At 59.2% G+C, this 10490-nt stretch carries 12 protein-coding genes and 1 riboswitch; of the genes, 6 read left to right on the top strand and 6 right to left on the bottom strand.

All coding sequences use genetic code 11. The features are described 5' to 3' along the window. Positions 1-547: 547 nt before the first annotated feature. Complete coding sequence (locus QZL67_RS01990; RefSeq protein WP_292919669.1) at positions 548-811, bottom strand: hypothetical protein; 264 nt, start codon at positions 809-811, stop codon at positions 548-550. Between the two features lie 183 nt (positions 812-994). Beyond that, the gene (locus QZL67_RS01985; protein ID WP_292919667.1) at positions 995-1306 is read right to left on the bottom strand and encodes a hypothetical protein; all 312 of its coding nucleotides are present in this window, start codon (positions 1304-1306) and stop codon (positions 995-997) included. Between the two features lie 42 nt (positions 1307-1348). Here QZL67_RS01985 and QZL67_RS01980 point away from each other — a divergent pair, with 42 nt between their 5' ends. The 6 genes from QZL67_RS01980 to QZL67_RS01955 all read left to right on the top strand — a co-directional run bounded on the left by QZL67_RS01980 (position 1349) and on the right by QZL67_RS01955 (position 7886). Further along, entirely contained in the window at positions 1349-3229 is a 1881-nt protein-coding gene (locus QZL67_RS01980) for a VWA domain-containing protein (RefSeq protein WP_292919665.1), read from the top strand. A gap of 265 nt (positions 3230-3494) precedes the next feature. Beyond that, a riboswitch (FMN riboswitch) is annotated at positions 3495-3609 on the top strand. A gap of 151 nt (positions 3610-3760) precedes the next feature. Next, positions 3761-4864, top strand: a complete 1104-nt coding sequence (gene ribD / locus QZL67_RS01975; RefSeq protein ID WP_022289104.1) for a bifunctional diaminohydroxyphosphoribosylaminopyrimidine deaminase/5-amino-6-(5-phosphoribosylamino)uracil reductase RibD — start codon at positions 3761-3763, stop codon at positions 4862-4864. Further along, the gene (locus QZL67_RS01970) at positions 4845-5492 is read left to right on the top strand and encodes a riboflavin synthase (protein WP_022289103.1); all 648 of its coding nucleotides are present in this window, start codon (positions 4845-4847) and stop codon (positions 5490-5492) included. Before ribD ends, QZL67_RS01970 begins: the two co-directional genes overlap by 20 nt. A gap of 23 nt (positions 5493-5515) precedes the next feature. Beyond that, a complete protein-coding gene (locus QZL67_RS01965) occupies positions 5516-6718 on the top strand; it encodes a bifunctional 3,4-dihydroxy-2-butanone-4-phosphate synthase/GTP cyclohydrolase II (protein WP_022289102.1) in 1203 nt (400 codons plus the stop codon). Between the two features lie 29 nt (positions 6719-6747). Beyond that, a complete protein-coding gene (gene ribE / locus QZL67_RS01960; protein WP_022289101.1) occupies positions 6748-7215 on the top strand; it encodes a 6,7-dimethyl-8-ribityllumazine synthase in 468 nt (155 codons plus the stop codon). Positions 7216-7217: 2 nt separating this feature from the next. After that, positions 7218-7886, top strand: a complete 669-nt coding sequence (locus QZL67_RS01955) for an HAD family hydrolase (protein WP_022289100.1) — start codon at positions 7218-7220, stop codon at positions 7884-7886. Positions 7887-7990: 104 nt separating this feature from the next. On the opposite strand, the gene QZL67_RS01950 is transcribed toward QZL67_RS01955, so the two are convergent. The 4 genes from QZL67_RS01950 to QZL67_RS01935 form a co-directional block, all read right to left on the bottom strand. Further along, positions 7991-8743, bottom strand: a complete 753-nt coding sequence (locus QZL67_RS01950; protein WP_022289099.1) for an N-acetylmuramoyl-L-alanine amidase family protein — start codon at positions 8741-8743, stop codon at positions 7991-7993. Positions 8744-8869: 126 nt separating this feature from the next. Continuing rightward, on the bottom strand, positions 8870-9370 hold the full coding sequence (locus QZL67_RS01945; protein WP_022289098.1) for a phage holin family protein: 501 nt from the start codon (positions 9368-9370) through the stop codon (positions 8870-8872). Then, entirely contained in the window at positions 9370-9861 is a 492-nt protein-coding gene (locus QZL67_RS01940; RefSeq protein WP_022289097.1) for a glycosyl hydrolase family 18 family protein, read from the bottom strand. The genes QZL67_RS01945 and QZL67_RS01940 overlap by 1 nt, the downstream gene beginning before the upstream one ends. Continuing rightward, a complete protein-coding gene (locus QZL67_RS01935; RefSeq protein WP_022289096.1) occupies positions 9854-10357 on the bottom strand; it encodes a hypothetical protein in 504 nt (167 codons plus the stop codon). Before QZL67_RS01935 ends, QZL67_RS01940 begins: the two co-directional genes overlap by 8 nt. Positions 10358-10490: the final 133 nt, after the last annotated feature.

Below are 10490 nucleotides of genomic sequence, written 5' to 3'. Positions count from 1 at the left end.
CCGCTGGACCTGCAAGGAGGGCTATGACGGCTGGACGGCTGATGAGTACCACTTCACCGCGGACCTGGGGGATTACACATATCAGGGTAAACATGATATTACTGTAACGGTAACCGTCACGGACCCGAAAGGCGTTATAATTGAAGACGACGAATTCACGACATTGGATGAGGCGATTAAGGAAGCTCCTGAAGGCGCTACCATTGAGTTGCTTGGCAATGCAAAATTGAACATAGGATTTAATAAAACTTTGACTTTTACCGGAAACGGCAAGATTCTGATTGACAAACAACTAACAAGCAATGGTGAGGGCTGGATGTGCTTTGGTTTGGGTGATCCGACTCGTGTACTGACCTTTGATGGAAAAGATTTGGAAGTGGAGTGGAACTCTGAGGTTGGTACTGCACCGTGGCTGATGCTGTCCCTGAGCGGAACGATGAACGTGATCAATGGCGCTAAAGTCACCTTTACTGTGGACAGTGGTTCCACAGGAAGTCGAAATGCGATTTACATGAATGAAGGCTCGGTCATTAATGTCACCAATGGCTCAACCTTTATCATCAATGGCAACGACACAGAGGGTAAAGCGGGTCAAGCCATTCAGCTCGACAAGACAGGTGCATCCACCATCAATGTTACGGGCAACAGCATTTTTGAAATTAATGGCACAAACCGCGGCTATGTCAACAGCCCTACTATCTACGTGGAGGATTCCACCTTCACGGTTCAAAACTGCACAAGTAACGGCTCCAATGGCGGTAAGTTTACGGCCATTAATTCCCAGATCACTTACAAAAATAATGCCGGCCATGGTTTATCCGCAGGTAATGTGACAATCCAGAACTCTACCGTCGACTGCAATAACAACGGACTTTTTGGGCTTACTTATTCCGGGAATTTGACAGTTGACGGCACTTCTGTGATTAACGCCAACGGAAATGCTGTAAATGGCAGTGGCGCCGGCATCCGTGCCAGCAGTTCCAGTGGAACTTCCTTAGTGGAGGCGGGTGCGCAGATAAGTATCCTCAACAACCAACATAATGGTTTGGAAAACTACGGCAAGTTTACCTTTGAAGACGGTGTGGTCCTTCGAGTCAATAATAATGACGAACGCACAACCAACGGCGGAGGTATTTATAATGGTTCGGCCGGTGTGTTGACACTGCCTGCTGATACTCAGATTATGAACAACCATGCTGCACAAACTGGCGGCGGTATTTGTAATGCTGGTTCCGTAATTATCCCCGCGTCTGTCCTCCTGTACAATAACCACGCCGATGATGCTGGTGACGATATTTTTAGCCACGCTGCCGCCAGCGTTACTTTTAGTGCTGTCGGCTCCGACTGGGTGCTGGATGACTGTGACGACGCCATCGACGGCTGGTACGACGACAGCGCGGACGCCCGCTGGGAGGCCCATGAAAAGCCTCTCCACGCTGTGGAGTTCACCAACGTCGGCACCGTCAATGGCGCGCTGGCCCTGAAAGCTGCCCACAGCCCGACTCCTCTGGACCCCGGTGATCCCGATCTGCCCGATTGGGAGATTTCCAAGTCCAAGACGGCCACCAATCTGGATTCCAACTATGAATCTCAGGTGACGCTGTCCTTGCCCGCGGCCCAGGAAACCCTGGAATCCGATGTGGTGTTTGTGCTGGATAAGTCTACCAGCACCGACGTGGAGGAGCAGATGATTTCCATGCTCAGCGACCTGAGCAGACAGGCTGAAGACACCGGCGCCGCCATCAACGTGGGCGTCGTAATTTTCAACAAGGTCGCCAACAACGTCCTGCCTCTGACCCGTCTGAGCGCTGAGAACATGGATACTATCCAGACCGCCATCAAAACCGAAATCTCCAGCGGCACCAATACCCATGCGGGCCTCCTGGCCGGCAAGGCCATGCTGGATGAGGACACCAATGTGGACGCCAACCGCAAGTATCTGGTCTTCGTCAGCGACGGCATCACTTACATGTACAACGAAGAACCCACGGCCACTGCCTGGTCCTTCTTCGCCGACGCTTGGAACAACTGGGCCGGTCCCGATAACTGGAACTCTAAGTACGGCTCCAACAGCGCTCCCGACAACTGGTCTGCATGGCTCAGCGAGATCGGTACGATGGTCGAGGCTCAGGGCACCCTGTATGAGTATCCCTACGGCGGAACCGTTGTGACCGCCACGCCTCAGGATGACAACTGGAAGACTGCTTATGCCAACTCCATCGACAAGGCCCTGTATGAGACCTACCAGACCTATCAGGCTGCTGCCGCGGCTGGCTATCACTGCTACGCCATGAAGGCCACCTCCAACGCCGATTATCCCTGGGCCTCCTCTTTCATGGACTATCTGGCCGGTGGAAAGACAGTCGACTTCGACAATATCCAAAACGACATCTACTATCTGCTCTCTGCCGGCTCCAAGGTCGTGGACGTGATCGGCTATGGCACAGACAATGACGGAAACGCCTATGATTTCGACTTTGTCAATGACATTGACGCTCTGACCCTGACCGTGGGTGGTGTAAAGCTGGATAAGACGGAACTGATTGATCCTCAGTTTGATGACCACTATGTGACCAGCGTCTATGGCTTTGGCAGCAGCAATAATTATGACTTTGTCCTTCGCTATTACGCCAACGGCCAGGACGGCCAATCCGACGAGTGCTTCGTGTGGGAGATCAACGTCCCCGTGAGCAACTTTGCTCCCGTGGAGCTGACCTACTCCGTGAAGCTGACTAATCCGCAGACTGCTGACGGTACCTACGGTCAGTTTGACGCTGACGGCAGCGAGCATTTTGCCTCCCTGTTGACCAACCTCAGCGCCACGCTGTACCCTGTGGATTCCAACGGCGACCAGGGTATGCCTGAGAACTTCGCCAAGCCCACCGTCAGCTATACTGTCAAGGACGAGGGTACCAACCCGGGTCCCGGCCCCGGCGGTGATGATGACGATGATGACGATGACGACGATGATGATCATCATGTGACCATCCCCGACGATGACACGCCCACCACCGACATCCCCGGCGATATCCCCTCCACGGACATTCCTGACGGCGACACGCCCACTACCGACGTGCCCGGCACGGATCTGGACGATCCCGATGTGCCTCTGGCCGATGTCCCCAAGACCGGTGACGCTTCCGCTCTGTGGCTGGCTCTGTCCGCCCTTTCTGGAACCGGGCTGGCCGGTGTGACCTTCCTCGGCCGCAAGAAGCACGACGAGGAGTAATGCCCAAAGGCATCTGCAGCATCAGCTGTGACCACGCTCGACGGTGATTCAATCCCCGGCGAAAACAGTCCTGCAGCTGCATAAGAAATCCCCTGGTGTGGACGGTAAACCGCCTGCACCAGGGGATTTTCTTCTTTTACCGCCAGGGCGCTGTACTGCGTGTCTCCTCCAACCACGCGGGTCTGCATCATTCTCTTTTTTGCGGCAGACCGTGCCGGTCTCTTGACAAGTGCGGCAGATCGGCCTATAATGCACTCAATTGAATCAGGATCTTCAGGGCGGGGTGCAATTCCCCACCGGTGGTATAGCCCACGAGCCGCAAGGCATGATTCGGTGAAATTCCGAGGCCGACAGTACAGTCTGGATGAAAGAAGATCATGTACCGCAGGAAGTTTTTCCTGTGCATGTGAGCACGCTCTGGAATGGGAATCATTCCGGAGTTTTTTGTTTTTCATGCGCAGGGACCGTTGTCGTGTTTCATGGTGCCTTGAACGAACCGTTCAAGGCACCTTTTTTGTTCGGAGGCTGCATATGGAAGATTTGGATTACATGCGCCTGGCCGTGGAACTTGCCAAGCGGGGAACCGGCTGGACGTCCCCCAATCCGCTGGTAGGCGCCGTACTGGTCAAGGACGGGGAGATCATCGGCCAGGGCTGGCACGCAAAATGCGGCGAGCTCCATGCGGAGCTGCACGCCCTGAAAAACTGCACCGCCTCTCCCCAGGGGGCCACCTTGTATGTCACGCTGGAGCCCTGTTGCCACCAGGGCCGCCAGCCCCCCTGCACCGACGCCATTCTGGAAGCGGGCATCACCCGGGTGGTGGTAGGTTCCTCGGACCCCAATCCGCTGGTGGCAGGCAAAGGGCTGGAGCTGCTCCGCCGCCGGGGCGTGGAGGTGGAAAGCGGTGTTTCGAAAGCGGAGTGTGACGCCCTGAACCCGGTCTTCTTCCACTTCATCCAGACCCGGCGACCCTATGTGGTGATGAAATACGCCATGACCATGGACGGCAAGATCGCCACCCGCACCGGTGCCTCCCGGTGGATTACCGGAGAGGAGGCCCGGCAGCGGGTCCACCAGGACCGCCACCGCTACACCGCTATCATGGCGGGCGTTGGCACCATTCTGGCGGACGACCCCCTGCTGACCTGCCGGATGGAGGGCGGCAAGAACCCGATTCGGATCATCTGCGACACCCACCTGCGCACACCGCTCCAAAGCCGCATCGTCCGCACCGCCCGGGAGGTCCCCACCATTCTGGCCGTCTGCGGAGAGCAGGCCCGATACGCCCCCTATGAAGCCGCCGGGTGCCGGGTGTGGAACCTGCCCTGCCGGGCGGGCCACGTGGACCTGGACGCACTGATGGAGCGCCTGGGCGCAGAAGAGATCGACAGCGTGCTGCTGGAGGGCGGCGGCACACTGAACTGGTCGGCATTGGAAAGCGGCATCGTGGAGCGGGTCCAGACCTACATCTCCCCCAAGCTCTTCGGCGGGGCAGAGGCCAAATCCCCGGTGGCCGGAACCGGCGTGGAACTGCCCGCTCAGTCGGTACAGCTTCAAAATACCACCATCACCCGGCTGGGGCCGGATTTTCTTCTCGAAAGCGAGGTCGTGGGACATGTTCACAGGAATTGTTGAAGAGATCGGCGTCATTCGGCAGATCCGGCGGGGCGCCCACTCCTCGGTACTGACCATCGGGGCGGATACTGTGCTCTCCGATCTCAAGATCGGTGACAGCGTGGCAGTCAACGGAGTCTGCCTCACCGCCACTTCCCTGGGCAGCGACTCCTTTACCGCCGACGTTATGCATGAGACGCTGCGCCGCTCCTCTCTGGGCAGCCTTGCCCCGGGCAGCCGGGTGAACCTGGAGCGGGCCATGGCCGCAAACGGCCGCTTCGGCGGCCACATCGTCTCCGGCCACATCGACGGCACCGGCCGCATCGCCTCCACCCGCCGGGACGACAACGCCGTCTGGTACACCGTGGAGACTCCGGCACCGCTTCTGCGCTATATTGTGGAAAAAGGCTCCATCACCATCGACGGCATCAGTTTAACGGTGGCCACCGTGGAGCAGGACCGGTTCTCCGTCTCGGTGATCCCCCACACCGCCCAGGTGACGATCCTGGGAGAGAAGGGGCCCGGCGACACAGTAAACCTGGAGACGGACATCATTGGAAAATATGTGGAAAAACTGCTGCAGCCTGCGCCGGAGCCCACCGGCAGCCGCGGCGTGACACTGGAATTTCTGGCTGAAAACGGCTTTTGATCTGGATAAAGGAGGAATACAACATGGATCAGCAATTCTGCACGGTGGAAGAAGCTCTGGAGGAACTCCGGGCGGGGCACCTCATTCTCTCCATCGACGACGAGGACCGGGAAAATGAGGGCGATCTCATCTGTGCCGCTCAGTTTGCCACCACGGAGAACGTCAACTTCATGGCCGTGCATGCCAAGGGCCTCATCTGTACGCCCATGAGCGAGGAGATCGCCGCCCGGCTGGGACTGGAGCAGATGGTGAAGGTGAACACCGACAACCACTGCACCGCCTTCACCGTCTCCATCGACCACGTGGACACCACCACCGGCATCTCCGCCGAAGAGCGGGGCTACACCTGCCGCAAGTGCGTGGACCTCTCCACCCGACCGGAGGATCTGCGACGGCCCGGCCACGTATTCCCCCTGGTAGCCCGGCGGGGCGGTGTGCTGGTGCGCAACGGCCACACGGAGGCCACGGTGGACCTGTGCCGCCTGGCAGGCCTCACGCCCTGCGGCCTTTGCTGCGAGATCATGCGGGACGACGGCACCATGATGCGTACGCCGGAACTTTTGGAAAAGGCCCGGGAGTGGGGCATCAAGGTCATCACCATCAAGTCTCTTCAGGACTACTGCCGGCTCCATGACAAGCACGTGGTCCGGGAGGCCTGCGCCAAAATGCCCACCCGCTACGGGGACTTCCAGATCTACGGCTACATCAACGACCTCACCGGTGAGCACCATGTGGCCCTGGTGAAGGGCGAGATCGGCGACGGGAAGGACGTGCTGTGCCGGGTCCACTCCGAGTGCCTCACCGGCGATGTGTTCGGTTCCCGGCGCTGCGACTGCGGCGAACAGCTGGCGGCGGCCATGCGGCAGATCGAGGCAGAGGGCCGGGGCGTGCTGCTCTACATGCGCCAAGAGGGCCGGGGGATCGGCCTCATCAACAAGCTCAAGGCCTACGAACTGCAGGAGCAGGGATTCGACACCGTGGACGCCAACGTGAAGCTGGGCTTTGCCCCTGACCTGCGGGAGTACTGGACCGGCGCCCAGATCCTCCGGGATCTGGGGGTGAAAACCATGCGCCTGCTCACCAACAACCCGGAGAAGATCTATCAGCTCTCGGATTTTGGCCTGGAGATTACGGAGCGGGTCCCCATCCAGATCGCGGCCACCAAAGAGGATCTTTTCTACCTGCGGACCAAGCAGAAGCGAATGGGCCATCTGGTCAATTACTGAGCATAACAAAATTTTAGGAGGAACATATCATGAAAATCTTTGAAGGAAAACTCATCAGCGAAGGCATCAAGGTGGGCATCGTGGCCGCCCGGTTCAATGAGTTCATCGTCTCCAAGCTCCTCAGCGGCTGCGAGGACAGCCTTCTGCGCCACGGTGTGCAGCCTCAGGACATCTCGGTTGCCTGGGTCCCCGGCGCCTTTGAGATCCCGCTGATCGCATCCAAAATGGCCAAAAGCGGCAAGTTTGATGCCGTCATCGCCCTGGGTGCCGTGATCCGGGGCAGCACCAGCCACTATGACTATGTGTGCAGTGAGGTCTCCAAGGGCGTGGCCAACGTGGCATTGAACAGCGACGTCCCCGTGATGTTCGGTGTTCTCACCACGGACACCATTGAACAGGCCATCGAGCGGGCAGGCACCAAGGCCGGCAACAAGGGTGCCGAGTGCGCCCAGGGCGCCATTGAAATGGTGAATCTGATCCGGGCACTGGACGCGTGAGCATGACGACCCTTCTCTTCGACTACGACGGCACCCTCCACGAGAGTCTCCGGATCTACGCCCCTGCCATGCAGGACGCATACGATCACCTGACAGCCCGGGGATTCGCGCCGCCCCGGCGGTGGACGGATAAAGAGCTGCGGGCCTGGATCGGCCTGCCGCCCGAAGCCGCATGGGATCAGATGCTGCCCGGCCTGCCGGAGGCGGAAAAACGCCGTTCCATCGAGGAGGTGGGCGACGGGATGCTCTCCCGGATCGAAGGTGGAGGTGCCCGTTTGTACCCCGGGGTGCCAGAGGCCCTGGCCGCTTTGAAGCGGCTGGGCGGCCGGATGCTTCTTCTGAGCAGCTGCCCCCGCAGCTACCTGGAAGCCCACGACCGCGTGTTCTCCCTCTCCCGGTTCTTCGACGGACTGTTCTGCGGAGAGGACTTTGGCTACCAGCCAAAATACCAGATCGTCCAAGGCCTGCTGGAGCAGTATGGCGGCCCCTTCCTGGTCGTCGGCGACCGGGCGGCAGACCGGGAGGCCGCACTCCGAAACCATCTGCGGTTTGCCGGCTGTCTGTACGGCTACGGCAGCACCGAGGAGCTGGCTGGGGCAGACTGCCTGCTGCGCACGCCCCGGGAACTCTGGAGCGTCCTCAGCCGTCTGCTGGCATTCTCCTCCGACTAAGCGGGAACGCAGTGCCCCGCTTTCGCTTGGGCAATACACATTGTTCTTTCATACAAAAGAGCCGCCGGGAAAAATCCCGGCGGCTTTTTAATGAGGTGCGGCGGTCAGCTGACCACCGGCTTGAGTCCGGCCTTGCGGAGTTTTTCATCGAATCCGCCGCCCCGGTACACAAACACCAACGTCCGTACCTGATCATGGCTCAGATCAATGACATCCCCGTTTCCAGTGGGGTCGCTGCCGTCTCCCTGCAGGATTCCGGCATCCATCAGAATTTTGATGGTGGGCTGAAACGCAGCCGGAACATCCTTCAGGCACTGATATCGAACCACACGCTCCTCCTCCAATCTCGCTTTAAATTCCGCCCACTTGGGGGCGCTGATCAAATAACTGGGGCAGTGTTTTCCCGTGACGTCAAAATGCCGGTACACGTTGGAAAGCGGGATATTATATTTTGCCATCAGTTTCCGCCCCAGCGCCGCAGCGTTTTCCATGGTGGCCTCGCTGGCCTGGTAGACCCCGTTGCGGGCGGTATCGCACAGCTCGATGGAAAGGCTGTTGGTGTTGGTGATCTTTCCATACATGGTACCGCCGCCGGTGGCTGCGGCGTTGGGATATTTGCTGCCGCCCACTGCCCAGGCCACCCGCAGATCCGGCACGGACCGGTATACGCAGGCATCATCCACAAAGTAGTGGGCGCTGGCCTTGACGATGTTGTTTTGAAAATAGGCGGCGTTGTTGGCGGCCTTATCCCCGTCGTTTCCGGTGTAGTGGAACACCAGGTATTTGATCTGGGCAGCTGTCCGGGTCCCGCCGTAATTTCCGGCGTTTGCCAGACATTCTTTCAAGAGATAACCCATAACAGCTCCTTCCGTACACCTCCGGCACGGCTGTGCCGGAGGTCTTTCTCATAATGGTTGATGCTCTTGCGGATGCGCATTGAGGGGGCCGTTCCCTGCCGCGGCAGGACTGCTCCCTCCATCAGCTTATGCCTGGGGCGGGGTCCCTGACCCATCCCCGGGGGCAATCTGATTCCCCGCCGTGTCCACGGCACTCTTTCCAACCTCCAGCATCTCCATCAGCCATGACGGCACAGCGGCGCCCATATTGACCGCATGCTCCGCCAGGCTACCCAGTTCGCCGATGATGTACCAGACGATCACCAACGGGCCCATCAGCACCGAGTAGGAAAAGGGCAGCGCAATGCCGGGGAGATTGTCCAGGATCATTCCAATCAGCCAATCCGCCATCAGCGCAACACACACCACCAGGACCATTCCGCCCTTGTGCCAGGCGCCCTCCCGCATTTTGGCGCTGGACCAGCGGCCTTCCTTGGCGGCGACGAGGCTTCCCACCAGCCAGTCCATCAGCATCAGCACCGCCCAGACAATCACCAGCCAGCCGAACCAGCCCCACAGTGCCGTCAGAATCCCGACCGCACCGGCAATCGCCACTTTCACATGTAAAATTCCGCTGTCGGTGCCCATCACTGCGCCTCCTCAAAATACTGCCCGATCAGCTCATGGGGCAGGTACTGCAAAATGATTTTGCCGCCCTCCCCCTCTCCGATTCTCTTGCAGAGATAGACCTTGTCATCCTCCGGGTCGTGATAGTACCGGCCATAGACATACTCCATACCCCGGGCCGCCGTGATAGGGTCCTCCCGGGTCCCGGTCTGGCCTTCCTGCGAAACCGCCGCCCACAGGGCGGGCACCTTGTCCGGCGTCCAGTCCGGGTTGTTGGTGGCGTCATGCTGCTGCACCAGCTTATACACCATCTCGCCCCACTTGTAGGGCTTGCCGACGGGGGTCTCCTCCGTGCGGAAATCCCGGGCCCGCCAGGTGGGAATCTGAGTTTGCTTTTCCAGCAGCTCCGCACCGTCCGCCTCGCCCGATACCGCCCGGGCCGACAGTGCCGCCGCATCCAGACGTCCCTGTTCCCGGACCTTTTCCTCTGCCAGTGTCATCATCTCAGCCATTGCTCTCCACTCCTTCCGTATAGGCCGCCTGCAGCTGCTCTTCCGCCGCCGCGGTTCCGTCCTCCCGCAGGGCCTCCAGCTCCTCTGTCTGGGCTGCGAGAGCAGCCTCTTTCTCCTTGACTGCCTCGTTCAGCTCCGTCACTTCCTGCTCTTTGGCAGAAAGGCTGGCGGTCAGCTTCTCCACCTGGGACTGGTATTCGGACACGTTCCCCAGATACTGCTGCGCCGTTCTGAGTTCCACGGCGTAACTTCTGGTCCCACTGTCATACGTGGTCCGTACCACCTCAAAGCCGTACCCCTCCGGGAGCCCCGTCTCATCGGGAAACTCCGTCTGGAGGTGCTCGATCACAGGCTGCTGCCAGTGGATGGACTCGATCTGCGGAAGTTCGGCGTACTCCCGCTCGATGATGACCCGGTAACAGCCGTTGGCCTGCTCCCGCTGAACCATCCCTGCAATCACGCCGTCAATCTTCCAGTGTTCTCCATATAAACTCATGTGGTTTGCGCTCCTTCCGTTCTGTATTCTGCGCACGTGACGGCTCCGGTCCGCCGCAGCCGCTTTTCCGGACGCTTTTTCTCTGCTTTGCCGCTGTGCGCCTGCATAAAGGAACAACACCGGGGCCGGTTGC

Source organism: Oscillibacter sp. CAG:155, assembly GCA_000436875.1.
Taxonomy (GTDB): Bacteria; Bacillota; Clostridia; order Oscillospirales; family Oscillospiraceae; genus Oscillibacter.
The sequence above is the reverse complement of the archived record's forward strand: the minus strand, read 5'-3'. Positions and strand labels throughout refer to the sequence as shown.

What these genes read in the sequence shown, in the direction of transcription:
- QZL67_RS01945 (WP_022289098.1), bottom strand. Translation starts at nt 9,370, where the DNA reads ATGGGCACCGACAGCGGAATTTTACATGTGAAAGTGGCGATTGCCGGT.
- QZL67_RS01990 (WP_292919669.1), bottom strand. Translation starts at nt 811, where the DNA reads ATGGCCGGCATTATTTTTGTAAGTGATCTGGGAATTAATGGCCGTAAA.
- QZL67_RS01940 (WP_022289097.1), bottom strand. Translation starts at nt 9,861, where the DNA reads ATGGCTGAGATGATGACACTGGCAGAGGAAAAGGTCCGGGAACAGGGA.
- ribD (WP_022289104.1), top strand. Translation starts at nt 3,761, where the DNA reads ATGGAAGATTTGGATTACATGCGCCTGGCCGTGGAACTTGCCAAGCGG.
- ribE (WP_022289101.1), top strand. Translation starts at nt 6,748, where the DNA reads ATGAAAATCTTTGAAGGAAAACTCATCAGCGAAGGCATCAAGGTGGGC.
- QZL67_RS01955 (WP_022289100.1), top strand. Translation starts at nt 7,218, where the DNA reads ATGACGACCCTTCTCTTCGACTACGACGGCACCCTCCACGAGAGTCTC.
- QZL67_RS01970 (WP_022289103.1), top strand. Translation starts at nt 4,845, where the DNA reads ATGTTCACAGGAATTGTTGAAGAGATCGGCGTCATTCGGCAGATCCGG.
- QZL67_RS01950 (WP_022289099.1), bottom strand. Translation starts at nt 8,743, where the DNA reads ATGGGTTATCTCTTGAAAGAATGTCTGGCAAACGCCGGAAATTACGGC.
- QZL67_RS01965 (WP_022289102.1), top strand. Translation starts at nt 5,516, where the DNA reads ATGGATCAGCAATTCTGCACGGTGGAAGAAGCTCTGGAGGAACTCCGG.
- QZL67_RS01935 (WP_022289096.1), bottom strand. Translation starts at nt 10,357, where the DNA reads ATGAGTTTATATGGAGAACACTGGAAGATTGACGGCGTGATTGCAGGG.